We start from the raw sequence: 26,962 nt of genomic DNA, 5'->3' as shown, positions 1-26,962 counted from the left end.
TGTTAGTTGTTAGTTGAAAGAATCATAATAACTACTAACCACTAACTACTAACTACTAACCACTAACCACTAACTACTTTCTCAGTCTCCCAAATAAAGATAGATACATGGCTATTAACATCAGACCTGACGAAATCAGCAGCATTATTCAGAAACAAATCGAGCAATACGACCAAGATGTCAAAGTTGCTAACGTTGGTACTGTCCTGCAAGTAGGTGACGGTATTGCCCGGATTTATGGTCTAGAAAAGGCTATGGCTGGGGAACTATTAGAATTTGAAGACGGCACAATCGGCATCGCCCAAAACTTAGAAGAAGACAACGTGGGTGCGGTGTTGATGGGTGAAGGTCGCCAGATTCAAGAAGGTAGCTCCGTAACCGCCACTGGTAGAATTGCTCAGGTGCCGGTGGGTGAAGCAATGGTTGGACGAGTTGTTGACGCTCTCGGTCGTCCCATTGATGGTAAGGGAGAAATCAAGACTACAGAAACTCGTTTGATTGAATCTCCCGCACCTGGTATTATTGAGCGTCGTTCGGTACACGAACCGATGCAAACCGGTATCACCGCAATCGATTCGATGATTCCCATCGGTCGGGGTCAGCGCGAATTAATTATCGGCGATCGCCAAACCGGAAAAACTGCGATCGCCATTGACACAATCATCAACCAAAAAGAAGAAGATGTAATTTGTGTTTATGTAGCGATCGGTCAAAAAGCTTCCACCGTCGCTAACGTGGTGCAAACATTGCAAGAAAAAGGCGCAATGGACTACACCATCGTAGTTGCTGCTAGTGCCAGTGAACCAGCTACCCTACAATACTTGGCTCCCTACACTGGGGCAACAATGGCTGAGTACTTCATGTACAAAGGCAAAGCAACCTTAGTAATTTACGATGACTTGTCCAAGCAGGCTCAAGCTTATCGTCAAATGTCCTTGCTGTTGCGTCGTCCACCCGGACGGGAAGCGTATCCTGGAGATGTATTCTACATCCACTCCCGCTTGTTGGAAAGAGCAGCTAAACTCAGCGATGAATTGGGCAAAGGCAGCATGACTGCCCTACCAATCATCGAAACTCAAGCTGGTGACGTATCTGCTTACATCCCCACCAACGTAATTTCCATCACCGACGGTCAGATATTCCTTTCCTCTGACTTGTTTAACTCAGGTATCCGTCCAGCAGTAAACCCCGGTATTTCAGTATCCCGCGTAGGTTCTGCCGCTCAAACCAAGGCAATGAAAAAAGTTGCCGGTAAAATCAAGTTAGAATTGGCGCAGTTTGACGACTTACAAGCCTTCGCGCAATTTGCTTCTGACTTAGATAAAACCACCCAAGACCAACTAGCACGCGGTCAGCGTTTGCGCGAACTTCTGAAGCAGCCCCAAAATTCACCACTGTCTGTATACGAGCAAGTGGCAATTCTGTATGCTGGTATTAACGGCTACTTGGATGAAATTCCCGTAACTCAAATTACAAACTTCACCAAAGGTCTGCGGGAATACTTAAAGGGCAGCAAACCTCAATACAGCCAAGCAGTGCAAACTCAGAAAGTATTAGGTGACGCTGAGGAAACTGCTTTGAAAGAAGCACTTACCGAGTACAAGAAGACTTTCTTGGCAACAGTGTAATTAGTCAAGAGTCAAGAGTCAAAAAACTCTAGACTCTTGACTCTGGATTATTGACTGTGGACTAAGGACTAAGGACAAATTATGGCTAATCTCAAAGCAATACGCGATCGCATTCAATCGGTCAAAAACACCAAAAAAATCACAGAAGCGATGCGACTGGTAGCAGCAGCCAGAGTCCGTCGCGCTCAAGAACAAGTAATTGCTACCCGTCCCTTTGCCGATCGCTTGGCACAAGTATTGTATGGCTTACAAACTCGTTTGCGGTTTGAAGAAGCAAATTTACCACTTCTGAAAAAACGCGATGTCAAGTCTGTCGCGTTGTTGGTAATTTCAGGCGATCGCGGTTTGTGTGGTGGTTACAACACCAACGTCATTCGTCGTGCCGAAAATCGCGCCAAGGAACTGAAAGCAGAAGGCGTAAACTACAAGTTTGTACTGGTAGGACGCAAAGCAATTCAATACTTCCAACGCCGAGAACAGCCAATTGATGGAACTTACACAGGTTTAGAGCAAATTCCTGTGGCATCTGAGGCAAATGAAATTGCCGATAAACTGCTTGATTTGTTCCTTTCAGAAAGCGTAGACCGCGTAGAGCTAGTCTACACCAGGTTCATCTCCTTGGTTAGTTCTCGCCCTGTAGTGCAAACTTTGCTTCCTTTTGACGTTCAAGGTCTAGAAGCCGGTGATGATGAAATTTTCCGCCTCACAACTCGTGGCGGTCAATTTGAAGTGCAACGCGAGAAAGTCATTACCCAAGTTCGCGCTTTTCCCCGCGACATGATTTTTGAGCAAGATCCAGTACAGATTCTCGATTCTCTATTGCCATTATATCTGAGTAACCAGCTATTGCGGGCGTTACAAGAATCAGCCGCCAGCGAACTAGCCGCACGGATGACAGCAATGAACAACGCTAGCGACAACGCTGGCGAATTGATTAAATCTCTCTCTTTGTCATATAACAAAGCCCGACAAGCCGCAATTACCCAAGAAATTCTAGAGGTTGTTGGCGGCGCCCAGGCGTTGACTTAGGGATTAGGGACAAGGGGGACAAGGGGACAAGGGGACAAGGAGACAAGGGGACAAGGGGACAAGGGGAATTGCAAAACAGTTTCTTACCCATCCCCGCATCTCCTTGTCTCCCCACCTCCTTGTCTCCCCCTCTCCCCACCTCCTTGTCTCCCCCTCTCCCCACCTCCTTGTCTCCCCCTCTCCCCACCTTGTTGCTAATTTCCAAATACTACATTATAATCAGAATATGACATGGGGCCGTAAAGGTTTCGACGTGGTGGCGAAAGCTACTCTGTGATTCAGGTCGAGAGTGAGTCTCCTCTCGCAAATCAAAGGCTCGAAAAAAAAGTAAATGCGAACAACATCGTAAAATTTGCTCGTAAGGATGCTCTAGTAGCAGCCTAAAACACCTCTTTCAGGTTCGAGCGTCTCTAGTTTGACTCCGTTAAGGGCTAGAGACCAACCCCCAACGGATGCTCTAGTAAGCGTTCTCTGGTTGGCTTGCTAGCTAAGATTAAATCAGAGCATCCTACGTTCGGGATAATGAACGATTCCCGCCTTGAGGGTCAGAAAGGCTAAACCTGTGAACGAGTGGGGGGTTAATACCCATTGCGGACGGCAGTTCAATTCTGCCCGGTTCCACTAAAATACCTAAAGAATCCACCTGACACTAATGTGTAGGTGGATTTTGCTTTGTGGATACAATTTACCCAGTAGTAAAAGAGTGCGATCGCTCATTATCCAGGTGTAAATCAGTACAGCAGATTTTCTCAACCAACGACGTACTTGTATGAATTTCTAATTCAGCTTCTGGTAAAGCTTCAAACAGAAGTATTTGTTCTGGAAAAACTACTCGCTCAAAATACCAATTGGGAATGTTGGAAATCCGAATAATTTGGATTTGAGAAGTGTGATTTGTATAACCACACAAAATTTGACGTTCGGAGTCAATATTTAGATAATCAAGAATTTGAGTCATAGTTTTACTTCTTGCGTGATAGCTAATGAATGCAGAAGGACAAAAAAAGACGTTGCTTTACAAGCGAACGTATTGATTCTTAATGAAAAAGAGACAAAAATCTATATTGCAGAAGGTATCACTTTATCTTTCATACTTTATCTTCTAATTGACATAAAGAGCTAGATGGATTTTTTCTCTCAGGAATGAAATAGTCATAAATTTATTCTACGGCATTCCTATCGGCTAACCGTAATTCAAGAAGAAAAACTGGAAACTCTGGGTAAACAACTATAGGTAGTTTAGCGATCGCTAGCTTAAAGGTTTGTAAATTGTAGAAACTTTTGAGAAATTTCATCTGTCTGATTGTGTACATTCTGGCAAAAGCTAATGTTTGTTTCTGCACAAGGCATTCCCGGAGTGCCTGATTTAACACATCCTGTTGAACTAGTTCACTTGGGAAGTCAGATACTCAAAGCTTCAGTTTTGTTAGTATTTCTGGTCATAGCTTTGGGAATAGCGATCGCGCTACTAAGCTTTTCTCTGCGTCGTTTGCCCAAAGAACAATCTCTATTTATGGGCGAATGGACGCTACGTTATTCTGAACTTTTGCGAGGCTTCCAGCATCTAGCCTTGGTATTAATTTTACTGGTGGTGGGATTTTTTCTCTGTTCAACTCTTAGCAATCGCTATCATTACTGGGAACAGGCAAAAGTTGCGAACGTAGCTCTTTTGGTCGCAGGAGACAAACTAGAACAATCAGCCCCACAAGTACGCTACATCATAAAAGAGCCGTATACCACGACAACTCAAGTTAATGGCAAAATAGTCAAAATAAATGAAACGCGAGATGTCAACCGCTATCTGACCCTAGCTGGTTCGCAAATTCAAGTAAAACTTGACCAAATTCCAGATGTTCAAGGTCGGAGTGCAACTTATCGCGTAGATTACAGCGCTGACTACAAAGTTGTCAATCAACTTGAAAATATTAATAATTTTATCTTTGAAGTACCGCCACCTAACGGCTACTCCCTACTACAAAGTTATAAAGTAGAGCGTGCTGGTACTAGATTACAACAAACCAATCCTGGCGATTATAACTTTGCCTTTCGCTTGCAACCAAGGGAAGAAACCAGCTTTCGCGTTACTTACAAAGCCCAAGGGGGACCACGTTGGGTTTATAGTGCCGAAGGGCAATTACTTTCTAACTTTCGCTTGATAGCGATCGCTAACTTCGCTGGAGCTAACTTTGCCAGCGGTATTATACCAAATGACATTAAAGTTGACAGAAAAAGCACCCAATTTACTTGGATATTTGATGATAATGTTTCCGTCAAAAATCCCTTTGGAGTATATACCAGCACCGACCCGATTCGTAACACTGGCATCATCCCCCGTCTATTATTGCTAGCGCCGGCGTTATTTCTCTGGTGGATATTGTTGTTATATTTATCCATCCCAATGAGTTTAAAAAACGTAGCGCTTGCCGGGGGAATTTTCTTTGCTTGTCTGCTGACTTTGACTTATTTAGCTCGTTTAATGAACGCCGAATTTGCTTGGACTCTGATTTCCCTCATCTTACTTGCTTTGTCATGGGGGTTAGGAGCAAATTGGCGTGCATCCCTTGCAGCTTTCATTTGTGCGATCGCCGGCGCAGTGCTACCCGTTTTTGGGTTATTAGTATCATTTAGCGGTCTTACCCTCAGCCTTGCGGGTTTACTTTCCGCAGTTTGGCTAGCGGTTATTCACTTATATGGGTGGTACAAATTGCAACGTTGAACCTTTAAAAATCAGCACATAAGCCATATATAATATCATGTCCGGTAAATAATTAAAGTTTTGTAGTGAGGACTTTAGTCCTCATTTGAGGGCTGAAGCAAAGTTAAATAAATTATTTTATATCTATTTATAGGAAGATTTCACGTTAGCAATACGGGAAAAACAAAAGTCAGGTGAAACTAATTTTAATTCCAGAAATGAAAATCAACGCTCACAAAAAAGAGCGATCGCAACCATTTGAATTTGCGAGGTAAACCCAAATTCTTGTTATTTTGAAGTTGGTAGTAGGCACAAAGCGTGCAATATAGCGCTTCTCAGTTGGGTGCAATACATCAAAGAATTAAGGAAACGCAGATGAACGCAGATGGACGCAGATAAATCTGTATTTGATTCAAACGAGAAGCGCTATATTAAGCGTTAAAACGCTTACTACGAAGAATCCAATCTATGACAAATTTCCCAATTTCGGCGCCGGAATTATCCTTCTTCTGGACACTGCTACAACAATTATTAGACCGTGAATCCTTATCTCGCAATCAAGCTGCTGAATTGATGCAAGGATGGTTAAACGAAGCTATTCCCCCAGAAATATCAGGAGCAATTTTGACAGCATTGCACTTCAAAGGCGTTTCTGTGGACGAATTGGCAGGAATGGCTGAAGTGTTGCAAGGGCAGTCTTTAGGGAGACAAGGAGGACAAGGGGGACAAGGAGGAATTTCTTCCTCATCCCCCTCATCTCCCCCCATCTCCCCCACTCCCCTGATCGACACCTGTGGCACTGGCGGTGATGGTGCATCGACATTTAATATTTCCACAGCGGTGGCTTTTGTGGCTGCTGCATATGGCGTGAAAGTCGCCAAGCACGGCAATCGTTCGGCATCAAGTCGGGTGGGTAGTGCAGATGTTTTGGAAGCTTTGGGTGTAAATTTGGCTGTCTCTAGTGACAAAGTACAAGCAGCACTACAAGAAGTGGGGATTACTTTTTTGTTTGCCCCTGGTTGGCATCCAGCACTCAAAGCTGTTGCTTCATTGCGACGGACTTTGAAGGTACGGACAGTATTTAATTTACTTGGACCTTTAGTAAATCCGTTGCGTCCGACTGGGCAAGTTATCGGAATATTCGATCCGCAGCTTTTAGCAACAATTGCTCAAGCCTTACAGCAATTGGGTACACAAAAAGCAATTGTGCTGCACGGACGAGAAAGACTTGATGAAGCAGGTTTGGGGGATTTAACCGATTTAGCGGTGTTGTATGAGGGTCAAGTGCAGTTGACAAGTATTAATCCCCAAGAATTTAATTTAACACCTGCTCCCATAGGAATGCTACGGGGTGGCGATGTTCAAGAAAATGCAGAGATTCTCAAAGCAGTACTGCAAGGTAAGGGAACTGCTGCCCAACAGGATGTAGTGGCACTAAATGCGGCTTTAGCGCTACAAGTTGGGGGTGCAGTTGAGTTGATGAACCATGCCGAAGGTGTTAGTGCGGCTAAGGATATTCTACAATCCGGTGCGGCTTGGGCGAAGTTGGAGCAGTTAGTTGAGTTTCTGAGGAATTAGGCTGTAAATCCTCATGAGGGCGAAATTCGACCACATCGCGTTTGATCGTGAGGTCGTAATTGCCAAAAAAGTCATGTCCGAGAAGTCCAGTTTCTAAATCTGATCCAGCGATCGCTACTGCTACTTTATTAACTGATACTCCACCTGCTTCAATCGTATCAACATAGCCAATAGAAAATTCTACGGCTTTGGAACTAGCGGTGTTTGCTTTCGCTTTCCCCACAGTCACCACTCCCAAAGAAGAAGCCATTTGCTGAGTGATGACTGTACCACTTGCTCCTGTATCGACAATCATCTCAAATTGTTGATTGCCATTGAAGGTAACTTCTATAATTGGTGTGCCACCCATTCGCCGTTTGATGGGTACTGAAAATATTTCTTGGCGTTCTTTTTCTTTGGCTTGGTTGAGTGTTTGTGGTAGAGATGATACGGCATCTGGTATTTTTTTTACTTGTACGCGTACAGGTTGGGGCAGAGGTTGGAGGATGAACTTTGGTAATGGTGATGCTTTGGGAACAGCAACTACTATTTTCTGCGGTTCTGGTGATGTTGTTAAAAGCGGGTTAACAGTCGCTTTTTCCTGAGCATATTTGGCTTCGAGTTGATATTCAGTAATTTTTCTTTGAGCGATCGCAAAGTCGGGACTTTCTTGCTGAACTTGTTTCATCAGAGCGATCGCATCCTGATATTGACTCGCAACCAAGTTCCAATCTGCGCTTGATTGGGCAGATTGGCTGATACTAAAACCACCAATCGCTTTATCTAACCCCAACTCAAAAGAAGTCGGCGAAATCTTGACTGGTGTCTGAGATTCTGTTTCTGGACTAGTTGCTGGTGCCGTTTCTTTTATGTCAGGCTCTGCTGCCAGATTATTCATTTGAGCAGGTTGCTCATTGCTACCGATGGCGGTATTTTGTTTGTCTTCACGACAGCCAAAACTCAACACCGCCAAAGTGCCTGATAGAAAAATTAGCAATCCACGAGATAAATAATAATGAAGCATAATTACTTAACATTTTACCTGCCCAAAGCTCTTGAAATCTACTTCTGCGCCTTAATTCTCCTTCTAAGATTTTATCTGTTTAATTATTAATTTTTAATTAATTTTACTTCCAACTCAAAATTGAGCAACTCATGGGATAATTGACATTCGATTGGGGCAATGGGCATGGGGCAATGGGCAATGGGCATTGAAGAGGGGAAAGGGTAAAGGATAAAGAATAAAAGTTTTTCTCTTTCTCCGATGCCCCATGCCCCATACCCCATGCCCCATGCCCCATGCCCAATGCCCAATTCCCTAATTTTTTACCTATGCCCCAGTCTGACGCAATACCTGCTTTACTTGTCCTGGCAGATGGAACTACTTATCGCGGTTGGTCTTTTGGTGCTACTGGCACTGCGATCGGGGAAGTGGTCTTTAATACTGGGATGACCGGATATCAAGAAGTGCTGACCGATCCTAGTTACTGCGGTCAGATAGTTATTTTTACTTATCCAGAATTAGGAAACACTGGGGTGAATCCTCTTGATGAGGAATCGGAACGACCACAAGTACAAGGTGCGATCGCTCGCAATATTTGTCATAAACCGAGTAATTGGCGATCGACACAATCGTTACCAGATTACCTAAAACAGCATCAAGTACCGGGTATCTACGGGATTGATACCCGTGCCCTCACCCGCAAAATACGCATGTTTGGAGCCATGAACGGCGGCATATCCACCTCAATTCTCGATGAGGCAGAATTGTTAGAAAAAGTACAAGCGGCTCCAAGCATGAAGGGATTAAATCTGGTTCGCCAAGTCACCACCCCAACGGTTTATGAATGGTCAGATCCCACCACTGCAATTTGGGAATTTAACCCAGTTGGTGTAGCAAATTCTCAAGAGTCCTTCACCGTTGTTGCTCTTGATTTTGGCATCAAACGCAATATTTTACGCCGTTTAGCTGCTTACGGTTGCCGAGTTATCGTTGTTCCCGCAGACACCTCAAGCGAGGAAATTCTCAAATATAATCCAGATGGTATCTTTCTTTCCAATGGTCCTGGCGATCCTTCCGCAGTCACAGAAGGAATTGAAACCGCCAAAGCTTTGCTTTCTGCCGAAAAACCGATATTTGGCATTTGCATGGGACACCAAATTTTAGGTCATGCATTGGGGGCAGAAACCTTTAAACTTAAATTTGGGCATCGGGGTTTAAATCAACCAGCAGGATTGCAAGAAAGGATAGAAATTACCAGCCAAAATCACAGTTTTGCCATTGACCCAGATTCTTTACCCAAGACCCACGTAGAAATTAGCCACCTGAACTTAAACGATCGCACCATTGCTGGATTGCGTCATAAGTCTTTACCTGTGTTTTCAGTCCAATATCACCCAGAGGCAAGTCCCGGACCTCACGATGCTGATTATTTGTTTGAAAAGTTTGTCCAATCGATGCAAGCAGCACGTAGCACTGTTTCTGGTATAAGCTAAAAATGTAGAAAGTGGAAATGGTTAGTTGGAACCTTGTCCAAAAGTACTGTTGAGCACCAACCACCATCCAGTATCCACTAACCCATAAAGCCAGTTGTAGACAACTTGCTCAAAAATTATATATACTTGAACGTTTACCTTAACGATGAGGAGGGAGTTATAGCTGAATCACTTAATCTAACCGTGAGCCTGAGAGGCACTCGCGAAGTCCGGGAGAACTGTCAGCTATTCCGTCTCACGGGTCTGTTGGATGCCTTTTCAGAACCGACTTTTCGCAAGGTGCTAGGGAGCAAGATTGATGAAGGTCCAAAGCACATAATTCTGGATCTTTCACAGATTGACTTTATTGATAGCTCTGGCTTGGGTGCTTTAGTGCAGCTAGCCAAGCAGGCTAACGCCGAAGGCACTTTGCAAATCGTCACAAACGCCCGCGTTACTCAAACAGTCAAGCTTGTTCGCTTAGAGAAGTTTCTATCCCTGCAAACATCTGTTGATGCGGCTCTAGAAAACATTAAGTAGTCGAGAATTGCTTGACAAATATAATTAAGCTATCCAGATTTTCATCTCGGATAGCTTAATTTTTATTACTTTCGGACATAACATCATGACCGAAAAATTACTTATAATGTAAAGGCGTTCCGCCGGAACCTATTTACGACGGTAGGTAGGTTTTTATCACTGTTAATTAAACGGACATGATATAAAAGATATTTTTCCTGATACAAATAAAAGTGCGATCGCTCACTTCCGGCTAAATCCACACATCTCAAATCATGAAGAGGGAAAAGATTGATATCCTCCCGCCTTTGCCCTTTTTTCCTTTCCCCTTTCCCCCTCCCCGATAAACGTATAAATGCCTAGCACATCATCGAATAAAATAAAGAATAATTAACTGAAACTTGGGGATCGCAATCAAAGATACAAAAACTTGATAAAACCTATTGGTAGAGTATAGACCAATCTGAAAATTGTCTAACTAAATGTAAATTTAAAACTAAAAAGATAAAATTAGGAATAAGTTTGCTAGTGTTGATTATGCTAGGTATAACAGCACTATCTATAATCTGTGGAAAAAATCAATGTAGCCAAAAGGAATAGTTAACTTGTGGAATCAAAGGAGGAAGAGCTATTAGATGAATCAAATGCAACAAACATGCAAAATTCATCTTCGTGCCAATTAATTAAGGCAACCACAGAGCAATTACCTCAACAGATTTCCCTTAAAGATGTGCGAAAAGTTTCTCCGGCAGCCCTGGCATATTTAGGGGATGCAGTTTATGAACTTCATATGAGGATGTTTTATCTGCTGCCACCGCAGCGAGTGGAAAGTTACCATCGTTTAGTTGTGGCACAAGTCCGAGCAGAAACACAAGCGAAAATATTGCGATCGCTCACTCCTTATCTGAGGGACACAGAATTAGAAATTGTTCGGCGCGGTCGTAATGCCGCGACAAAAAGTCCCAAGCGCCTTGAAAGAGAAATTTATCAACAAGCAACTAGCCTAGAAACTCTAATTGGTTATTTGTATCTTACCGATTCTCAACGCTTAACCGAACTACTGCAAAAACTCCAGCTAGAAAAATCGTGAGAAATATACCTCACTAAAAAAATAATCACTGAGAGTGCGTAAGTCCAACTTGATTAAATCGGGATGCTCACCCATCCGCTCTACCAAAGTAATATGTCAAATCCAAAAAAATTCAACTCGAATCGCGAACAAAATCGCGCACCATCTTTAAAAATTAAAGGCAAACGTGTCATTTCTAGTTCGATTCGTCCCCGACATCAAGATGGGGAAGGCTCAAAAGATGAACCACGCCCACGTCGCAAGTTGTCTGGTGCATCCCCATCTAAACCAATAGGTGAAGGCGCAAAAGACGACTCACGCCCACGTCGCAAGTTCTCTGATGCATTTTCACCTCATAAGAACGAAGGCACAAAAGACGACTCACGCCGCAAGTTCTCTGATGCATCTTCATCTAACAGGAACGAAGGTGCAAAAGACGACTCACGCCCACGTCGCAAGTTCTCGGATGCATTTTCATTTAACAGGAACGAAGGCACAAAAGACGACTCACGCCCAGGTCGCAAGTTCTCTGATGCATTTTCACCTCATAAGAACGAAGGCACAAAAGACGACTCACGCCCAGGTCGCAAGTTCTCTGATGCATCTTCATCTAACAGGAGCGAAGGCTCAAAAGACGACTCACGCCCAGGTCGCAAGTTCTCTGATGCATTTTCATCTAACAGGAGCGAAGGCTCAAAAGACGACTCACGCCCAGGTCGCAGTTTCTTTGATACATCTTCATCTAAACCAACAGAAGATAGCGATCTAATCTACGGTCGCCATCCAGTGTTGACTGCATTAGAAAATCAGCGCGGTCTAAATCGAATCTGGATTACTTCTAAATTGCGCTACGATCACCGCTTTCATAATTTGATTTTGCAAGCGAAAGACAACGGAGCGGTGATTGATGAAGTTGAACCAAAGCGACTAGACCAAATTACTTACAACGCAAATCATCAGGGAATAGCGGCGCAAATTGCCCCCCACGACTACATTGAATTAGACGAGTTAATTACCAAAGCTTTTTCTACTACCGATGCCCCAGTAATTGTCGTAGCTGACGGTATTACCGATCCCCACAACTTAGGAGCAATTATTCGCACAGCTGAAGCGATCGGCGCTCAAGGATTAGTAATCCCCCAACGCCGAGCCTCTGGAATCACTTCCACGGTGATGAAAGTCGCAGCCGGTGCCCTAGAAACCTTTCCGGTTGCAAGAGTAATTAACCTCAGCCGCGCTTTGGATGCCTTGAAAGTAGCTAATTTTTGGATTTACGGTACCGCTGTCACTGGAAGCCTACCGCTGCATACCGTTGAATTCGTCAATCCTAAAGATGACAATAAAAAACCAATTCCGATTGTGTTGGTAGTTGGCTCAGAAGGCGAAGGCTTGAGTATGTTGACACAACGCTCTTGCGATGTTTTGGTGTCGATTCCCTTACAAGGCAATACTCCTAGTCTGAATGCTTCTGTGGCGGCGGGTATGGCGCTTTATGAAATTTATCGCCAACGCTGGTTAAATACGTTGCATTTAGACAAATTACAAAAAACCGCTTGGAAAACGAATCATAACAGAGTATAAAGAAATGTAAAGGAAAAAAAATCAGTAACACACATTTAACAACCAAAAAGCACACTTATTAACTGGCAAAAACTATGAAAACCATTTGGGATAACCTCAAGGAAGCCTTAATTAATACGTTTGACAGCTTTGGCTTGGCTTGGTGGGTTGAGATTGGGACACAAAAGCCCAATTGCACTTACTACTTTGGACCATTTATGAGTTCTTCTGAAGCTAAAGCGGCAATCAAAGGCTATGTAGAAGATTTAGAAGTTGAAGGAGCGCAAGGAATTGCAGTAAATGTCAAACGCTGCAAACCAGGTACTTTAACAATTGCTGAAGATTTGGGGGAATGGATTGACCGTAAAGTAAAGCCTGCCTTTAGCGGTCAAATATAATTGAATGGCTAATGGCTAATAGCTAATGGCTATTAGCTATTACTTTCGGATGCTCTTGTAGCCAGCAGTCAATATCGCTCAGTACTTGGTCAGGAATTTCCCACGGGAAGAGATGAGCAGTGTTAGGGTAGCTTTGCCACTGAGAATTTCTCAGGTGTTGAGCAGTTTCTAAGCTAGAATTAACTGTGATGTGACGGTCTTCGGTCCCAGCGAGTACTAGGCTAGGACAGAAAATTTGCTCTAAGTCTGTAACTCGATTGTAACCAGATTGAATGGCAGTATAAAGGGCGCGAGTGGCAGCAGGTGAAGTTTGCAAATAAGCCGGCACTGCTGATGAGGCTATGTAACGGTAAGCGGTGGGTGTATGTTGTTGAATCAGGTAACGGAAAAGCGATCGCTTGCCAAATGTCTCAATATTCCAGCGCCAACCTGGTTTTACATAGTTCAATAAAGCAGCAATTCCAGTATACAAATTATCTGCCAAACTAATTGGCGGATGATTTCCTCTAGGTCTAGCAGCCGTAGCAATCAAAATTAATCCAGTCACGCGCTGTGGTAGCATTAGTGCCAGTTCCATCGCCAAAATGCCACCGAGCGACCATCCCAACACTAAGCATTTTTCGATTCCCAAGCGGTCTATAAGCGCTTCTAAGTCCGTCAAATGGTCGCGCATCTCAAAATCACCTTTAAAGCGACTTTTGCCGTATCCACGCAAATCTGGGGCGATAGTTTGAAAACGTTTTGATAAGCGATCGGTAAATACAGAAAGGCTAGAGCCAGAACCAGGATGACCGTGCAAGCATAAAATCGGGAATCCTTCGCCTTGAACTTCTACGTTGAGATTAACGGCTTTACGAGAAGAGTGGTACATTAAACACCTAAGTTCGATGTAATGAAATAAGCTATAAACCTTCTATGATAAGAGTTACAGGATTTTGTTAGAATTGAGTAATTGTCAATAATTTTCAGCTATTGATAAATAATTGCTAGTTGACAACTTCAAGCTGTGGCGGTGATTTCTGAATGGTTAATGAAGTACTTAAGCAACGGGATTGATGGAGCGCGTATCAAAATCTTAGATGAGCCACAGCATGTTAATTTGGCAGGTTTGAAGCATTTAGACAGCATCGTTTAAAGCAAAAGGTTTTTATGAAAAATTGACAGAGATAACAGAAAAAGAGCTAGTGCGCTTTTAGGTGTAGAACTACTCTTTAGGCATACAATACGCTCGGATGTACTACAACAACCAGTGCGTACTATAAAGAAAATAAAATGAAACAATCAACATTTGAAGCATTGTTGCAAGTATATGACCGATTAGACGATATAGTAAAGGATTTAAATGATTTAGCAGAAATTGAACTAGAACTAGAAGCATTTGACGATGCTAGCCTACTTCAAACCAGAGCGGATATATTATATGAACAGATGGTCAATTTGGATGTAGTAATTTCAGAACTAGAGGGTTAAGGGGATGGAAGAACTAAAAGCTAAAATTAAAGAATACGGTCGTCTAGCTGCTACATTAAGTCGTCAGGCTGGAGAAATACCTAGTTATCCAAAAGAGAATCGTAAGCAGAAACAAGAGCTATTGCGTCAATCCATAGAAGCCAGTAGGGAATGTAGAGAACTGATACAAGAGTTAAAAAGACTACAAGCTGCTTAAATTGGTTTTAGCTCCAGAATAAGGCTTTGAGATATTTATTTTGACTATTCATTGTCAACAAGAATCACTAATTCCCGGATTTCTCACCAAATTTATGAAACCCAAGTCCAGAGGCTGTAGGGGCGGGTTCACAAATATGCTTCAATCATTCACGAATATCTCGTGAACCCGCCCCTACCGTTTTGTGATAAATGCGGGTAATTGATATAACATGGACTAAGACTCATTTTTAAGCGTTTCTGTTATGTCGAACTCAGGTATTAAACGGATTTTTCTTGATATCCTCCAGCATAATCAATCACGCACATTTGCCTGTAAGTGGAGTGAATGCCAAAAGCAACTCCTGCGACCTTAAAAGCTGGGTTAAACATGTTTATTCTATGACCCCGCGATGGTACTCCGTCATCTATAATTAGTTGCATAACGATATCTTGAGCCGTGTGGGAACCATAGCTGATGTTTTCCCCAGCAGTTTTTTGCCAAGTTCCATAACGACTGATGCGAATAAAGGGATCGCTTTTGTCGCTACCATCATGACCAATTGCACCTGTTTTTCCTTGGTCTTTCACATGATCTTTAGCGGCTAAAGACATCCCCTTAGATGCTGTCAAAGTTCCCACAGGACGAACTGACTTGAGAAATGCGATCGCTTCATCGACTGCTTGGACTCCTTCAGTCGTTTGCAAATAAACATTATCAGAGATTTTAACTCGTTTACCTTCAAAGCGCTTTTTATACTTTTCTAAGATAGTCGCATAAGCAGCAGGGTTTGTTCTCGCCTTATTCATTTCTACAATTACTTGTTTTTCCAATGGTGAGAGGCTATTTCCCCCTTTGGATAATTGCAAATCTTTTTGGGTAGTTTCCGGGATAGAAAAGTAAGATTCAATCACAGTATCACAGGATGTAACTATTAGGCTAATAGGGATAAATACCCAAAATACTAGGCGACGCATCAATAACCTCAAAACTAGAAAGCGACCAATCACTATATAATTAGATTCATCCAGTGAGAATTGGTTTCCTTCCTTAGTCGCTTTGAAATAGAGGCGATCGCCTTAATCTGGATTTCAATAAATGCAAATATACTTACATAGACTCAAAATCCTATCATTGCAAGCGTTTCAATTGTTGAGTAAAAATTCTGTAGCCATGTAGGTTATTCAAGCCAAAAGAGCGATCGCAACAGTTTATTGGTAAAATACTTGATTAAAACAATACTGGGATAATAATAAATACAATCATTTCGAGAAATATTAAGTAAATAATCTACTATATTTCTAATAGACTGTTCCTCCTCCGGTTGATAAAATATATACTCTAGAATGCAGGTAGTAAATTTTGTCTTTGAATCTACAAGTATATCAACTTGTTTCCAGACCCAAAGTTCAATTAACTTAGTTCTGATAACTTCAGGGTTTTCATTAGTCCAAACATGAAAAACAGCTATATAAATGTCCTGACAATTAGTAACAATAATTAATATAGGACTAATATTTGATTTCTGAAAAGATACGTAGGGTGTGTTAGGCGAGAGTACGGCACCATCTTAAGCTTTTGGTGCGTTACGGCTTACGCCTAACACACCCTACAAATACTTAGATTTTTTTAGAAATCAAATATGATTCCTATATGTGGGTTACAATGGAAGCATCGGAGGCGATCGCGCTACACCACATAGCCTGCAATACAATTACTTACTTGGCAGCTATAGATAAAACTTGATAGCCATTACCTTGAGGCATACATTGTCTATCAGGACTTACGGGACAGGCAACGTTATCAGAAGAAGGGCGCGTACCTTCAAAATACACTGCTTTTATTTCAACTTGTTGATTGTTAAGTGCTTGCAATTGAGTATGAGAAACTTGTTCTGATGGAAGGAGCACTAACCGACTTTGTTTTGGGGAGTTGGTGACTAAAAAAAATTCGTCTCCCCTGTAAGCTCTAGTTGACATCACAGAGGGGATTTCTTCATAAATTAATTTTCCTTGCAAAGAATATTCTTTTGGTTGCTGCCATAACCCCAGGTGCTTATTTTTAGCATTAGCTTCTGCAATTAAATATTGGGTTTTGTTCTCCGAGCAGTTATACAAAGATTCTCGATTAACAACAGCATTGCCCTCTTCGACCAGACGAAGATTTACCGAACGATTGTCTAGATATACTTCGCCAACTGCGCTACCACTTTCATCTTTTTCTACACTTCTGATAACTACGGAACTACCTGGTGGTAGCAATTCTTTTAGCCTTTGTTTTGCTAAATTACGTCGCGTTTTGGTGCTTCCCTCTGCATTAATACATGCCAGCCTGACTTGAGTTGTTTGCCCTGTATTCTCTTTAACAACTATTGTTTGTCCATTGACGATGCCAGTTACTGTTGCCAGCGCCAAAATCATTTCCAGTAATTCCATTGTTTTATAAGTATTAGTTTATGCGTTTTTGTGCCATTATACTCCTGCTCATAGCGATCGCACCCCCACATCCTCAATTCGTCCAGAGTGCTAACTGACCAGGTGAAGTATTCGTTCTGCCTCGCGCTCGACTACCCACCAAGCGCCGAGTCCTGACCCAATCCAGCCAAATAAAACCATCAAAATCAACGTCATGATCGCCCTACCAGTTGCCGCTCCGATTGCCCCTGCCGGAGGTGGACCAGTTTGGCGATCGTTTAGCCAGGTTATTAACCCATAGAAATAAGCCCCAGCAATTGCCATCAGCACAAACCCAACTATCGCACCTACCGGAATCAAAAGCAGATTCCAGGTTAACCCAAAGCGCGCTTTGGCACACCATAGAATGAGCAGGGTCGGACTAGCCAGCACCATAAAAAGTAACAAAAATTTAATCATCTACTTCTTTTTTTTGTCCAAAGTCCAATCTCCCAATCACGTTTCTAATAATCTTTTGGATGTGCAATTTTTGTCACCGTTAGCAGTAAAGATTGCTCTTGAATCTGGTAAATAACACGGTATTCACCCAAGCCAACCTTATACAGCCGTTCGATACCCTTCAATGGACGAGCGTCTTCTGGATGTGGGTAAGGCGTTATTGTTGCGCTGGTCAACGAGTCCTATACCAGCAAAACCTGCCCTAGTTGTGGGCACATTCACCATAAACTTGGTGGAAACAAAAAGTTCCAATCTCTGAGTGCAAATACACTGCACCCAGAGATTGGAATGGCGCTCTAACCATAATGTTTAGAGCTTTGCAGGCAACTGCCTTCACCTTTAATGGTGATGCCATAACTATCGACTCAAGTAGAAATATTGGAATTGTTTAGTTTAAATGTTGCACTAAAGTCACTCTTCTCTTTCAATCTCCCGCCAGTTTCCTCTAAGCGATCGCTTCTGGGATTATGTGAGGCGATCGCACTCTCAAAGTTGCGATCGCTCCTATCTAATTTTTCACCCTTTCGGTATTTTAGGTGGACACCAGAACAGATTTTTGCTAGACACCCCAATCGATTCCAGAATTTGGCGCATCACCTCTGTGCAGTACATCCAGTGTCCCAAATCGTCATACATGACATCGGGATTAAACTCTACATTATAATGCAGCACTTTGGGCAGGTCTAAAAACTCATCAGAAGCTTGGGGAGAAAGAACTAAAAGTTGAAAAGGCTTGCCCTGGCATTGTTTTTCCAGCTTGTTAACCAGGTCAATCACACCACCGCGATCGCTAATTCCTGTGCGGACGAAAAGCACCTTGTCGCAGTTCTCGATTGTGTACCAAAACCTTTGGGAGCGTGCTGTGTAACGAACGCGCATCCGTTCATGGACGGGAGACATATCATTAAGCGGGTCGTCTGTGTCCTCAACTTCGTGGGCAAAGGACAGACCCGTCCACTTACTGTGGTAGATTCTACCTGCGTCTAGATTGTAATGCAGGAAGCTAGGATTCCACATATCATAAAAACGGTTTTCGATCATATCCGCGATATCTGCAATATTGGTAGTGCGCGTCAGATCAAACGGAAAAGCCGGACCATCGTACTCCATCTTATACAGCATCATCCGGACTGCACAGCGATCGCCAAGGGGAATGATCCCAACACGGCTAATATCTGATAATTTACATTTATATTGGAAAAGCACCGCAGACTGGGGTGGTGCTTTCACCCGGCTTTCCAACCCATCCTTACTAATCATCATGGTGCGAAAAGGCGCATCGGGATCAAGCGGATCTTCATATACACCTGTTGGCATCGTTTTCAGTGCCTTGCTTACCTCCTGCCACATTGGCTGGATGTTGTACTCGTTGTCTGATTCGTTGATCACCCAGAGGTGGCGATCGTCGTCTTGCAAAATCCCCAGATGCCCATCATAGAACAAAACTTGTGAGTTGTTCGGGGCAAAAAGATTGAATGCGGCAGTGTATTCCAGATCAACACCAGGGGGGATCTCTACTGTAGTTGCGATCGCCCCATCCTCTTGTAGGGCAAAAAAGGGAAGTGTTCCTTTCTCGGCATTTTTGGCAATGTAGATGCCTGGGAGCAATCCTGCTTTAGTTTGCAGTGCAGTTTGCAGTTCTTGCCAATAGGGAGCGATAGTGTAGGTGTATTTTGATGGATTCCTGATCCGCAAACGCTTCTCTTCGACACAGGCACAAACATAGAAACCTGCATTATCAAGGTAGATGGGGATTTCATTGGGCTGCCAGAAGCGTTCCTTTTCTTTTGCTAATTCGTCTTTGTTAATTTGGAAAAGGTGCAGGTTGAGCGCCTGATACATGAGGTTGTGACCGATGGTATTGGGGTGAGCCGGGTCGAAGGATATCCCCTCTTTCCAGTGTCCCTGCCCATTATCCACTGCTGCCAACCAATCTAGTATCGGTACGCCCCAATTCAACATGCGGTTGTGTGTATCCTTTAGTAGCCAGTAATGCTCAGGGGAATAGTTGTCATTGGGATAAACCCCGCCCAGAATCGGACGCGCTCCTAGTGCCCGCGTCATTGTCACAAGCTGCTGTAAGCCGCTTTCAAACCGCCGTTGTATTGCCTTTCGTTCGTGAGCGGGACAGTAGGCTAACCTTTCGTTACCCAGAGACAAGGCGATAATAACAATATCTGGTTGTTCTGGCGTGACAACTGAGGCAAATCGGGCGATGGTTTTGCTGACATTTACTCCCGCTTCTGATACATTTATTACTTTGTGTCCATATTTTTGCTGCAAAGCTTGTTCTAATAGCCAGACCCAACCTCTCAACAGCCACGCTTTATGACCTAAGGCAACGGAACTGCCAATGACGACGATTTTTAGACCTTCAAACCCTTCGTCCAAGGGCATCTTGACAGCAGGCGACTCAATGTATCCGAATGGATAAGGCTGCAAATAACCAAATACACCATCATCCACAACAATAGTACCCGACTGCTCGTCAGGGTTGATCGGCACCCAACGGTTTTGTCCTAAAGCTTCCCAACGCCCATTGCCTCTGGGATCAAGACGTATATACTTGTATTCAACTCTCTGGCGGCGAACACCTGACTTCAAAGACGGCTGAATGTCGATTTCTTTGTCTGTCTGCCATAAAGGATAGCGATCGCTACTTGTGCGGAGGTGAATACATCTGCTGATGTCCCACGATCCCAATTCAGGAGTAGAACCCACCAGAGCAATGGATTCACCAGTTTGCGTGTATGCACTAACCTGGAATTGATACATAGGTTTTTTGCTGATTTATGGATACGATGCCACACAGTCAAAAATAAGGGTGTGGGGGGTAGGGTGCGGGGTGTAGTGAAGACAGCGTTGGACGGAGCTTGTGTCCCGCTGGTTGTTGGGGCTATTTCTTCCCCACACCCTACACCCTACACCCCGCCCCAACGGGGCTAGTCAGGCTGAATCTGAGCAGATGCTTTGACAGTATTTTTAACTTCGCATCATCTGCAAAGAAGAAGCGTTACACACAATTCGGTAATATATTATTACAAATCTAAATCGTTGGGCAAAAAACCCACACAACCCCCTAGCGGCAGTTTTCTCTTTGCTCTGATATTGGTCTTTTTTCTCTGTCCAGGAATACTCAGTTATAGGGAGTTTTGAACGTGCGTACATTTTTAAATTTGTCAAAAAGTCTACTGATTTATCTACGTAGCTTGGCAATACTAAGCTTGCTATGTCTGATTTTAGGCTGGTCATTGCCCGCGCAAGCAGCCAGCCGCATCAGTCCCAGACTCGAACAGCAAGTTCTGCAAATCATCCGCGAACATCCAGAGGTAGTTCTAGAATCTCTGGTAGCATACCAGCAGCGACAAAGACAGGAAATACTACAATCACAGCAGGCATTTTTGCAAGAATTACAAATCAACCCCCAAGCGGTGATTGGTAATTCTCCTGTTACTGGCTCACCTGATTCAAAGATTGTTTTAGTTGAATTTTCCGACTATCAGTGTCCCTATTGTGCTGAGGCTAACAAAACTCTGAAACAGTTTATGGACAAGCATCAAGATCAAGTGACATTAGTTTACAAGCATTTCCCCTTGACACAAATTCATGCTCAAGCAGTGCCAGCCGCAAAAGCAGCTTGGGCAGCAAATCAGCAGGGCAAATTCTGGGAATATAGTGATGCGCTATTTTCTGATCAAAAAGAACTTAGTGAGGCAAAGTATTTGGATATTGCCACAAATCTCAAGTTGGATTTAGACAAATTTAAAAGCGATCGCGCTCTTGCCGATAATGAAATTGTTAAAGATATGCAGCTAGCTCAAAATTTGGGGCTGACTGGTACACCTTTCTTTGTCATGAATGGTGAAAGTTTCTCTGGTGCGGTGCAGCTATCAGACATGGAAGAAGCCTTAGCTCGTGCGACTCGGTAATTATCTTGTTAAGGCGGGGATACCCCGCCTTAAGTTATGATGCGATCGCAGTTTGTTTACGATCAATGACGCGATCGCTTACAAGAAAGGCAGAGGGCAGAGGGCAGATGGCAGAAGGAAAGAAGTATTAATAAAAACTTACTTTGTGGGTATAAAGCCCAGTTTAAACAAAGAATTGTATCGAGCGGAAAGTGCGCGTTCCGACAAAGCGTCCTTGCTTCAATCCCACGTTTTTAAACGTGGGTTCTTTCTGCCTTCTGCCTTCGTACTTCTGCCTTCTGAAATCATCAACTTAAGTAAGCTTACTCTTGGCATTTTTTACTCTCAGTGTTAAAACTAATACATTCTCCCCAAGCCAGGTTTAACAAGAATGTTAGGTGCATGTAATTTATTCTGTGTTAACCCTGAGAACATAAATCGTGAGGTAATAAATGCATCGTTTAGGATTGCGCGTAGTTTTTGGTGTTGGTTTGATCGCTAGCTTTTTTTCTCACCCAGTAAGAGCAAATACATCAACTTTCCAGCCGAATGTAGTTCAAATTAATCCAACTTTGTTAGCAAAAGCAAGTTACCTCTCACCTTTAGAAGAACAGGTGATTGCTCAAATGAACAAAGTGCGGACAAATCCCAAGGCATATATCCCGATTATGGAAAGCTATAAAAAGCGCTTTCAAGGCAACCGAATCAAAATTTCGGGTAATAGCTATTTACAGACGCAAGAAGGGGCAAAAGCTGTTGATGAAGCGATCGCATTTCTCAAGTCAGTTCGTCCTGTAGGAGCTTTAACTGCATCTAAAGGAATGTCTTTAGCCGCTAGGGATCATGTCAAAGACCAAGGAGCAAAAGGCGTAACAGGTCATTATGGTGCTGATGGTAGCAGCCCTTCTACGCGTATCAGTCGTTATGGAACTTGGCTAACAACCGCTGGAGAAAACATCAGCTACGGTCCAAATACGGCTCAAGATATCGTCATGCAATTAATTATAGATGATGGGGTACGCGATCGCGGTCATAGAAAAAATATCTTTAATCCTGCTTTTAAAGTCGCAGGAGTCGCGTATGGAACTCACGCCAAATACAGAACGATATGCGTGATTGATTATGCTGGTGGATACAAAGAAAAATCCTTTTAAGCGTTACCAACGTGGAATAAATCATGGATACTGAGTCAGTGTCCAGTTTATAATTTGTGTATCCGATTTAGAGCGTTTAAAAGTGATTTTACGAAATATCGCTTTAGCAAATACATTTGAGGATTTACAGCAGGCTTTTTAATTTGATTGATTTGGTATCACTAAATTGTGCTTTTGCATTCCAACCCAAACTAAATGCGATGGTCGAAGACCACTCCTGCGGAGTATCGCACTCCAAACCAAATTAACCAAAACGCGTTCACGAAGTGACTCCTTTCCTGCGGAACGCTACGCGAACGGAGTATCGCATGTGGCATTTAGCTTGCTACCTTGTTCAAAAAACTGTTGAAGCGATCGCTATCCATCAAGCCATTTTCCGACAGTATTCGTCGCACTGCAACTAAATGCAATGTTCTGACATACGCTTGTTGCTCGTAACCAGGCAGAACTATTAATGTACCAGATGATGGATGCTGGTAAATCTTTTGGGAGCCAAAGGTCTGCATTGTTACAAACCCCGTCTCTAAGAGCAATTTCTCTAATTCGGTGAATTTAATTTCTCTAACCATGATGACGAATCACTCCTTGTAACTGGCTGAGAACATCATTTTTAAATTTAGCAAATATTTTGATCGCCTGCCAATTTAATACGTTGTCTTTAGATAAACGAACAGTAACACTATCACCAACATTTGATAAATCGAATCCCTCAAAACTTTCAAAATATCCTTGTATATATAGCCAATAAGCTTGGCTGTTTTTTGCGTCATATACAATTAAAATACATGGCATTGGTTCAACCAACCATAATTCCAAATCTGAGCGTGCGAGAGCAAAAGTAATGGTTTTTTGATCTGAAAGTATAGAGAGTGAATCTGTAGCTTTTAACTGTACATATATCTGACCATTTTCAATTTCACCTTCAGCATTATAAGTAAAAATTACTAGATCGTAACCATAATCATACTCAATGCGCTCTACAGAATAGCCACATAGCAAGACATATCGTTCGACATAATTTACACTTAAATCTGCTATTATATGCTCTCGTGGTCGCTTTTTTCTTGGCATTTACCGAGCTTTTTAGTTTCAATATCATCAATATTATCAAAGTTATATTAGAAGTTTCCTAAATAAGAGCGTGAACAACGAGATCCCCGACTTTTTTGAGAAGTCGGGGATCTGAGCCTCTCTATTTTCACAACTCATTTAGGATTGCTATATTATAATTTTCCTAATATTAAGCTTTGCACATAGTACTTTCCCAAACATAACCAAAAGGCGATCGCACTTCCCTAACATCATAAATGCGATCGCCAAAGTCTTAAGGTATCGACCAATCCACAATTTTCAAACCAGGAACTTTTTCAAAATCTTTACTGTTGCGCGTTACCACTGTAGCACTTACAGAAAGTGCAATGGCTGCTATTCTTAAGTCTTGTGTACCAATACGAATTTTTGCTGCACGTAATTCGTTATAAATATCAAATGCGGCTTCATCGAAATCCAGAATATTCCCTTGACATAACCGATTAAATGTTTCTTTTAATAAAGCGTAAGCTGTAACTAATTCTTGTTTTGTTTTTGCTCGTTTGATAACATCTAAACGACCGTACATTTGTTCAACGATAGTTATAACTGTTACTGATATTTCTAAGGGGTTAATAGTAGCTACTTTACTAATAACAACTGGATTACCTCTTTGTAATAGTGAAATATGGTCAGTATCAAGCACCCATCGCGTCATCTGATTTATACCTAAGCAAATATAATCCTACTCTTGCGAGGAATCATCTTCTATAGTTTTATCTGATTCGTGTCGATAGTTTTCAATCGCTGCGAGCATTTGTTCAAATTGTGGGTCATCTTTAAAAACTCCAGCCATTTCTAACCAAGGATTTTTCCGCTCAAGAGATGGCAATTTTACAGGTAAAGAAACAATCTCTGCTCCTGCCAAATGGGTTTCCAGTCGTTGCTGAATTTGGCTTAAGGCTGTTGCTTTATCGCTTGCTTCTACTTGTAGTTCTGGTAAACCTGGAACGATCGCAATTGTTCTCCCATCACTACCTTGTTTAACAATAACGTTTACTAATACTTCGCTATTGTCTTGGTTTTTTGCTTGTGATGTTACTCTGGAGAAGGAATTCATAGCGATTTTTAACTATATTTCCTTTAATTGTAAATGAAGTTGCATTTATTGTAACACTTTCGCAACATCATAAATGCGATGGTCAAAGACCACTCCTACGGACTCTCGCACTAATCCCAACATCACAAATGCGATCGCACTTTCCAACATCACAAATGCGATCGCACTTCCCTAACATCACAAATGCGATCGCTTTAAAGCTAGACCTCCCATTTAAAAATTAACAATCATATTTTCTTTGTCGAACCCAAATCAAACTGTTTCTCAAGCCGATCTTGTTCTTCTTTCAACCATTGTTTAAGGGTTTCTTCTGAAGGGAGTGCTACCATATAACGCGACACAAATAATTGATTATCAAGTCCTGCTGTTGCATAGTAAACCTCTTCTGCATCTTTTTCCGCACACAGAAGAATACCCACGGGAAAATTCTCATGAGGATATGCAACGTTCTCTCGCAAATAGTTCAGGTAGAAATTCATTTGTCCGGCATAATCATGCTTAAATTTTCCTAGCTTTAAATCGATAGCAATCAGGCACTGCAAAGAGCGATGATAAAATAACAAATCGAGAAAATAATGTTCTCCGCCAACTGTAATTCTGAATTGACGGTCAACAAAACAGAAATCTCGACCTAATTCATGCATAAATTCTTGTAGGTGATTAATTAAAGCTTCTTCGAGATCAGATTCTGAGTAGCTAGTTTTTTCTTCTAATTTTAAAAATTCTAAAATATAAGGGTCGCGTAAGATTTTTTCCGGGCTATCAATAAGTTGTCCTTCATTTGCCAGTGCTAAAACAGCTTCTTTATCCTTAGATAAGCCTATCCTTTCGTAAAGCATACTGTTAATTTGGCGTTTTAATTCTCGTTTAGACCAGTTACTTTTTATGCATTCCAATTCATAAAAAGCTCGCTTAGTCGTATTGTTAATAGGAGTTAATTCCAGAATATGTTACCATGAAAATGCAGAAAACAAACGCTGATAATAATTACTATCTTGCCAAAGAAGTGATGTACTTTCTAATTCACGAGCTTTTAGGGCAGGAAAAAAACTTTCAGGAAGCTTATTCAATTCGGCAGACAGTGGCTGCCGAATTTGAAGCTGGTTTAATGGTATGCTAATTACCGATAAAAAAGCAGAAATATTATCATCTTTTGCCAAAGTAGGATAAGTTAGTGCAAATTGGCGAAAATTTTTCAAATTACGGTCAGATAAACCATCGATTTTTCTACTTTTTAAATCGTCAGCAAGCTTTTTGATTAGTTGCGTACCGTAAGCAGCTCTATCAACTCCATTTTGCTCGTACTCAAAAATATAAGCACCTATCAACCAGTTACGAATAGTCAAAATTTTGTTAACTGCTCGTATAGCTGTTTAATGTGAGTCTCTTTTTTAAATAACAACTTCGTCTTCTTTTACCAACACATCTTGTTTCTCTTTTATGTTGTCCCAATCAATAACAGCTACCCACAGATTTTCTGTTGTTGAATATTGAACAATTCCATCTACTTCTAAATCTTCGCTATAAAGCGTTATTTCTTGACCATTTTGCAACCAAATTTTCTGATGAGCTAAATCCTCAATCGTACCAGTACAATTAAGGCGTAAGCGACCTTGAACATCAGCGTTATGGAAATCTACAAAGACTTTTGACTTTTCCATATTTTGATAACTCCTAATTTGACTTGCCTGGGTTGCCAATTGTGGGTGTCAACAAATTACTAATCTGCTCAGATGTCAAGCCTATTAATGTAGCATGATGGAGGCTTCTGCCAGATGTCCGAATAACATCACCCCCAAGTTGACGAATTTCACCTACGGTTGTCACCCCAATTTGCCCATGAGGGATTTTTGCAGATAGTTCCTTTACAGATAATCCTACCGCGCTTTCTACAGAGATTCCAGTTACACCACTGGGGTGTGTTCCAATTGCTCGTTCAATATCTTCTGGACGATTGCGTCCTCCTCGAACAACTACAGCTTCATCTGGTATTGTTTCTAGGCTCACAAGCTAATGATATTTATTTTATCAACAACAGCATACTATCGGTATTGAGTAATATTTAGTATAAGCAAAAAAATATTTACATCAACGCGATCACACAGCTTAACGAAGCTATCGCACTTCCCCAACATCATAAATGCGATCGCACTTTCTCAACATTAAAAATGCGATCGCACTTCCACAACATCATAAATGCGATCGCACTTCCCCAAAATAACAAATGCGATCGCACTTCCCCAAAATAACAAATGCGATCGCAC

The 26,962-nt window shown here is 42.1% G+C and carries 32 protein-coding genes, 1 other RNA gene and 1 pseudogene; 16 read left to right on the top strand and 18 right to left on the bottom strand.

What is annotated here, in order from left to right; all coding sequences use genetic code 11:
* Positions 1-107 precede the first annotated feature (107 nt).
* The 3 genes from atpA to ssrA all read left to right on the top strand — a co-directional run bounded on the left by atpA (position 108) and on the right by ssrA (position 3,281).
* On the top strand, positions 108-1,628 hold the full coding sequence (gene atpA, locus TOL9009_RS0136105; RefSeq protein WP_029638424.1) for a F0F1 ATP synthase subunit alpha: 1,521 nt from the start codon (positions 108-110) through the stop codon (positions 1,626-1,628).
* Positions 1,629-1,709: 81 nt separating this feature from the next.
* Positions 1,710-2,657, top strand: a complete 948-nt coding sequence (locus TOL9009_RS0136100; protein ID WP_029638422.1) for a F0F1 ATP synthase subunit gamma — start codon at positions 1,710-1,712, stop codon at positions 2,655-2,657.
* A 233-nt stretch (positions 2,658-2,890) separates the two neighbouring features.
* Positions 2,891-3,281: a transfer-messenger RNA gene (gene ssrA / locus TOL9009_RS42775) on the top strand.
* 61 nt (positions 3,282-3,342) lie between these two features.
* Here ssrA and TOL9009_RS41685 read toward each other — a convergent pair.
* Both TOL9009_RS41685 and TOL9009_RS46650 read right to left on the bottom strand, forming a co-directional pair.
* Positions 3,343-3,615 carry a DUF1830 domain-containing protein gene (locus TOL9009_RS41685; RefSeq protein WP_038298325.1) on the bottom strand — a complete coding sequence of 91 codons (273 nt, stop codon included), beginning with the start codon at positions 3,613-3,615 and terminating at the stop codon, positions 3,343-3,345.
* Between the two features lie 202 nt (positions 3,616-3,817).
* Positions 3,818-4,000, bottom strand: coding sequence for a hypothetical protein (locus TOL9009_RS46650; RefSeq protein ID WP_144238469.1), 183 nt, complete (start codon positions 3,998-4,000; stop codon positions 3,818-3,820).
* Here TOL9009_RS46650 and TOL9009_RS0136085 point away from each other — a divergent pair.
* Both TOL9009_RS0136085 and trpD read left to right on the top strand, forming a co-directional pair.
* Positions 3,985-5,373, top strand: coding sequence for a hypothetical protein (locus TOL9009_RS0136085; protein ID WP_029638421.1), 1,389 nt, complete (start codon positions 3,985-3,987; stop codon positions 5,371-5,373). The genes TOL9009_RS46650 and TOL9009_RS0136085 overlap by 16 nt on opposite strands.
* Positions 5,374-5,820: 447 nt before the next feature.
* Positions 5,821-6,930, top strand: a complete 1,110-nt coding sequence (gene trpD / locus TOL9009_RS0136080) for an anthranilate phosphoribosyltransferase (RefSeq protein WP_029638419.1) — start codon at positions 5,821-5,823, stop codon at positions 6,928-6,930.
* Here trpD and TOL9009_RS0136075 read toward each other — a convergent pair.
* The gene (locus TOL9009_RS0136075) at positions 6,860-7,933 is read right to left on the bottom strand and encodes a retropepsin-like aspartic protease family protein (protein WP_029638417.1); all 1,074 of its coding nucleotides are present in this window, start codon (positions 7,931-7,933) and stop codon (positions 6,860-6,862) included. The two genes, trpD and TOL9009_RS0136075, sit on opposite strands and share 71 nt — an antisense overlap.
* Before the next feature lie 103 nt (positions 7,934-8,036).
* Positions 8,037-8,216 carry a hypothetical protein gene (locus TOL9009_RS46645; RefSeq protein WP_144238468.1) on the bottom strand — a complete coding sequence of 60 codons (180 nt, stop codon included), beginning with the start codon at positions 8,214-8,216 and terminating at the stop codon, positions 8,037-8,039.
* Between the two features lie 25 nt (positions 8,217-8,241).
* Here TOL9009_RS46645 and carA point away from each other — a divergent pair, with 25 nt between their 5' ends.
* The 5 genes and pseudogenes from carA (at position 8,242) to TOL9009_RS0136050 (ending at position 12,930) form a co-directional block, all read left to right on the top strand.
* A complete protein-coding gene (gene carA / locus TOL9009_RS0136070; protein ID WP_029638415.1) occupies positions 8,242-9,405 on the top strand; it encodes a glutamine-hydrolyzing carbamoyl-phosphate synthase small subunit in 1,164 nt (387 codons plus the stop codon).
* A 126-nt stretch (positions 9,406-9,531) separates the two neighbouring features.
* A complete protein-coding gene (locus TOL9009_RS0136065) occupies positions 9,532-9,924 on the top strand; it encodes an STAS domain-containing protein (RefSeq protein ID WP_029638413.1) in 393 nt (130 codons plus the stop codon).
* A 586-nt stretch (positions 9,925-10,510) separates the two neighbouring features.
* Positions 10,511-10,993 (top strand): Mini-ribonuclease 3, encoded by a 483-nt coding sequence (locus TOL9009_RS0136060; protein WP_029638411.1) that lies wholly within the window; start codon positions 10,511-10,513, stop codon positions 10,991-10,993.
* A 720-nt stretch (positions 10,994-11,713) separates the two neighbouring features.
* Positions 11,714-12,553 (top strand): annotated as a pseudogene (gene rlmB / locus TOL9009_RS48220) (23S rRNA (guanosine(2251)-2'-O)-methyltransferase RlmB); the annotation flags it as partial.
* Between the two features lie 74 nt (positions 12,554-12,627).
* The gene (locus TOL9009_RS0136050) at positions 12,628-12,930 is read left to right on the top strand and encodes a DUF1816 domain-containing protein (protein ID WP_029638409.1); all 303 of its coding nucleotides are present in this window, start codon (positions 12,628-12,630) and stop codon (positions 12,928-12,930) included.
* Positions 12,931-12,952: 22 nt separating this feature from the next.
* On the opposite strand, the gene TOL9009_RS0136045 is transcribed toward TOL9009_RS0136050, so the two are convergent.
* On the bottom strand, positions 12,953-13,801 hold the full coding sequence (locus tag TOL9009_RS0136045; protein WP_029638407.1) for an alpha/beta fold hydrolase: 849 nt from the start codon (positions 13,799-13,801) through the stop codon (positions 12,953-12,955).
* Positions 13,802-13,936: 135 nt separating this feature from the next.
* On the opposite strand from TOL9009_RS0136045, the gene TOL9009_RS49945 reads away from it, so the two are divergent.
* The 3 genes from TOL9009_RS49945 to TOL9009_RS0136030 all read left to right on the top strand — a co-directional run bounded on the left by TOL9009_RS49945 (position 13,937) and on the right by TOL9009_RS0136030 (position 14,596).
* Complete coding sequence (locus TOL9009_RS49945; RefSeq protein ID WP_260676013.1) at positions 13,937-14,065, top strand: hypothetical protein; 129 nt, start codon at positions 13,937-13,939, stop codon at positions 14,063-14,065.
* Positions 14,066-14,202: 137 nt separating this feature from the next.
* Positions 14,203-14,400 (top strand): hypothetical protein, encoded by a 198-nt coding sequence (locus TOL9009_RS0136035; RefSeq protein WP_029638405.1) that lies wholly within the window; start codon positions 14,203-14,205, stop codon positions 14,398-14,400.
* A 4-nt stretch (positions 14,401-14,404) separates the two neighbouring features.
* Entirely contained in the window at positions 14,405-14,596 is a 192-nt protein-coding gene (locus TOL9009_RS0136030; RefSeq protein ID WP_029638402.1) for a hypothetical protein, read from the top strand.
* Between the two features lie 260 nt (positions 14,597-14,856).
* Here TOL9009_RS0136030 and TOL9009_RS0136025 read toward each other — a convergent pair whose 3' ends face one another.
* From TOL9009_RS0136025 to TOL9009_RS46640, 4 genes are all read right to left on the bottom strand, one after another.
* Positions 14,857-15,552: a CAP domain-containing protein gene (locus TOL9009_RS0136025; protein ID WP_029638400.1), complete on the bottom strand. Its 696-nt coding sequence runs from the start codon at positions 15,550-15,552 to the stop codon at positions 14,857-14,859.
* Positions 15,553-16,293: 741 nt separating this feature from the next.
* Positions 16,294-17,010: a thermonuclease family protein gene (locus tag TOL9009_RS0136020; protein ID WP_029638398.1), complete on the bottom strand. Its 717-nt coding sequence runs from the start codon at positions 17,008-17,010 to the stop codon at positions 16,294-16,296.
* A gap of 90 nt (positions 17,011-17,100) precedes the next feature.
* Complete coding sequence (locus tag TOL9009_RS0136015; RefSeq protein WP_029638396.1) at positions 17,101-17,448, bottom strand: hypothetical protein; 348 nt, start codon at positions 17,446-17,448, stop codon at positions 17,101-17,103.
* A 44-nt stretch (positions 17,449-17,492) separates the two neighbouring features.
* Entirely contained in the window at positions 17,493-17,663 is a 171-nt protein-coding gene (locus tag TOL9009_RS46640) for a type II toxin-antitoxin system RelE family toxin (protein ID WP_144238467.1), read from the bottom strand.
* Here TOL9009_RS46640 and TOL9009_RS50680 point away from each other — a divergent pair.
* A complete protein-coding gene (locus tag TOL9009_RS50680; RefSeq protein ID WP_084763493.1) occupies positions 17,647-17,787 on the top strand; it encodes a zinc ribbon domain-containing protein in 141 nt (46 codons plus the stop codon). The genes TOL9009_RS46640 and TOL9009_RS50680 overlap by 17 nt on opposite strands.
* Before the next feature lie 216 nt (positions 17,788-18,003).
* Here TOL9009_RS50680 and TOL9009_RS0136005 read toward each other — a convergent pair whose 3' ends face one another.
* Positions 18,004-20,262 carry a DUF1796 family putative cysteine peptidase gene (locus tag TOL9009_RS0136005; protein WP_029638394.1) on the bottom strand — a complete coding sequence of 753 codons (2,259 nt, stop codon included), beginning with the start codon at positions 20,260-20,262 and terminating at the stop codon, positions 18,004-18,006.
* Positions 20,263-20,645: 383 nt separating this feature from the next.
* Between TOL9009_RS0136005 and TOL9009_RS0136000 the strand changes: the two genes are divergently transcribed.
* Both TOL9009_RS0136000 and TOL9009_RS0135995 read left to right on the top strand, forming a co-directional pair.
* A complete protein-coding gene (locus TOL9009_RS0136000; RefSeq protein ID WP_038298320.1) occupies positions 20,646-21,416 on the top strand; it encodes a thioredoxin domain-containing protein in 771 nt (256 codons plus the stop codon).
* Between the two features lie 431 nt (positions 21,417-21,847).
* A complete protein-coding gene (locus tag TOL9009_RS0135995) occupies positions 21,848-22,549 on the top strand; it encodes a CAP domain-containing protein (protein ID WP_029638390.1) in 702 nt (233 codons plus the stop codon).
* A gap of 317 nt (positions 22,550-22,866) precedes the next feature.
* Here TOL9009_RS0135995 and TOL9009_RS0135990 read toward each other — a convergent pair whose 3' ends face one another.
* From TOL9009_RS0135990 to TOL9009_RS0135960, 8 genes are all read right to left on the bottom strand, one after another.
* Entirely contained in the window at positions 22,867-23,118 is a 252-nt protein-coding gene (locus TOL9009_RS0135990; RefSeq protein ID WP_015131012.1) for a type II toxin-antitoxin system HicA family toxin, read from the bottom strand.
* Complete coding sequence (locus TOL9009_RS0135985; RefSeq protein ID WP_029638385.1) at positions 23,111-23,620, bottom strand: DUF4365 domain-containing protein; 510 nt, start codon at positions 23,618-23,620, stop codon at positions 23,111-23,113. The genes TOL9009_RS0135990 and TOL9009_RS0135985 overlap by 8 nt, the downstream gene beginning before the upstream one ends.
* 253 nt (positions 23,621-23,873) lie before the next feature.
* Entirely contained in the window at positions 23,874-24,296 is a 423-nt protein-coding gene (locus TOL9009_RS0135980; RefSeq protein WP_029638383.1) for a type II toxin-antitoxin system VapC family toxin, read from the bottom strand.
* A 27-nt stretch (positions 24,297-24,323) separates the two neighbouring features.
* Entirely contained in the window at positions 24,324-24,698 is a 375-nt protein-coding gene (locus TOL9009_RS0135975; protein ID WP_029638381.1) for a hypothetical protein, read from the bottom strand.
* A 227-nt stretch (positions 24,699-24,925) separates the two neighbouring features.
* Entirely contained in the window at positions 24,926-25,642 is a 717-nt protein-coding gene (locus TOL9009_RS42770) for a PDDEXK nuclease domain-containing protein (RefSeq protein WP_277926089.1), read from the bottom strand.
* 6 nt (positions 25,643-25,648) lie between these two features.
* A complete protein-coding gene (locus TOL9009_RS44875) occupies positions 25,649-26,065 on the bottom strand; it encodes a DUF1016 N-terminal domain-containing protein (RefSeq protein WP_084763458.1) in 417 nt (138 codons plus the stop codon).
* Positions 26,066-26,089: 24 nt separating this feature from the next.
* Complete coding sequence (locus tag TOL9009_RS0135965) at positions 26,090-26,359, bottom strand: hypothetical protein (protein WP_029638379.1); 270 nt, start codon at positions 26,357-26,359, stop codon at positions 26,090-26,092.
* 13 nt (positions 26,360-26,372) lie between these two features.
* Positions 26,373-26,705, bottom strand: a complete 333-nt coding sequence (locus TOL9009_RS0135960; protein WP_029638377.1) for a hypothetical protein — start codon at positions 26,703-26,705, stop codon at positions 26,373-26,375.
* Positions 26,706-26,962: the final 257 nt, after the last annotated feature.

Origin of the sequence: [Scytonema hofmanni] UTEX 2349 (assembly GCF_000582685.1) — a bacterium.
Classification (GTDB): Bacteria; Cyanobacteriota; Cyanobacteriia; order Cyanobacteriales; family Nostocaceae; genus Hassallia; species Hassallia hofmanni.
This window is presented reverse-complemented; position numbering and strand designations above follow the sequence as displayed.

Bases quoted from the DNA above. Each gene is read 5' to 3' on its own strand.
- atpA (WP_029638424.1), top strand. From the start codon at position 108: ATGGCTATTAACATCAGACCTGACGAAATCAGCAGCATTATTCAGAAA.
- TOL9009_RS0136100 (WP_029638422.1), top strand. From the start codon at position 1,710: ATGGCTAATCTCAAAGCAATACGCGATCGCATTCAATCGGTCAAAAAC.
- TOL9009_RS41685 (WP_038298325.1), bottom strand. From the start codon at position 3,615: ATGACTCAAATTCTTGATTATCTAAATATTGACTCCGAACGTCAAATT.
- TOL9009_RS0136085 (WP_029638421.1), top strand. From the start codon at position 3,985: ATGTTTGTTTCTGCACAAGGCATTCCCGGAGTGCCTGATTTAACACAT.
- trpD (WP_029638419.1), top strand. From the start codon at position 5,821: ATGACAAATTTCCCAATTTCGGCGCCGGAATTATCCTTCTTCTGGACA.
- TOL9009_RS0136075 (WP_029638417.1), bottom strand. From the start codon at position 7,933: ATGCTTCATTATTATTTATCTCGTGGATTGCTAATTTTTCTATCAGGC.
- carA (WP_029638415.1), top strand. From the start codon at position 8,242: ATGCCCCAGTCTGACGCAATACCTGCTTTACTTGTCCTGGCAGATGGA.
- TOL9009_RS0136050 (WP_029638409.1), top strand. From the start codon at position 12,628: ATGAAAACCATTTGGGATAACCTCAAGGAAGCCTTAATTAATACGTTT.
- TOL9009_RS0136045 (WP_029638407.1), bottom strand. From the start codon at position 13,801: ATGTACCACTCTTCTCGTAAAGCCGTTAATCTCAACGTAGAAGTTCAA.
- TOL9009_RS0136035 (WP_029638405.1), top strand. From the start codon at position 14,203: ATGAAACAATCAACATTTGAAGCATTGTTGCAAGTATATGACCGATTA.
- TOL9009_RS0136030 (WP_029638402.1), top strand. From the start codon at position 14,405: ATGGAAGAACTAAAAGCTAAAATTAAAGAATACGGTCGTCTAGCTGCT.
- TOL9009_RS0136025 (WP_029638400.1), bottom strand. From the start codon at position 15,552: ATGCGTCGCCTAGTATTTTGGGTATTTATCCCTATTAGCCTAATAGTT.
- TOL9009_RS0136020 (WP_029638398.1), bottom strand. From the start codon at position 17,010: ATGGAATTACTGGAAATGATTTTGGCGCTGGCAACAGTAACTGGCATC.
- TOL9009_RS0136015 (WP_029638396.1), bottom strand. From the start codon at position 17,448: ATGATTAAATTTTTGTTACTTTTTATGGTGCTGGCTAGTCCGACCCTG.
- TOL9009_RS0136005 (WP_029638394.1), bottom strand. From the start codon at position 20,262: ATGTATCAATTCCAGGTTAGTGCATACACGCAAACTGGTGAATCCATT.
- TOL9009_RS0135995 (WP_029638390.1), top strand. From the start codon at position 21,848: ATGCATCGTTTAGGATTGCGCGTAGTTTTTGGTGTTGGTTTGATCGCT.
- TOL9009_RS0135990 (WP_015131012.1), bottom strand. From the start codon at position 23,118: ATGGTTAGAGAAATTAAATTCACCGAATTAGAGAAATTGCTCTTAGAG.
- TOL9009_RS0135985 (WP_029638385.1), bottom strand. From the start codon at position 23,620: ATGCCAAGAAAAAAGCGACCACGAGAGCATATAATAGCAGATTTAAGT.
- TOL9009_RS0135980 (WP_029638383.1), bottom strand. From the start codon at position 24,296: ATGACGCGATGGGTGCTTGATACTGACCATATTTCACTATTACAAAGA.
- TOL9009_RS0135975 (WP_029638381.1), bottom strand. From the start codon at position 24,698: ATGAATTCCTTCTCCAGAGTAACATCACAAGCAAAAAACCAAGACAAT.
- TOL9009_RS0135965 (WP_029638379.1), bottom strand. From the start codon at position 26,359: ATGGAAAAGTCAAAAGTCTTTGTAGATTTCCATAACGCTGATGTTCAA.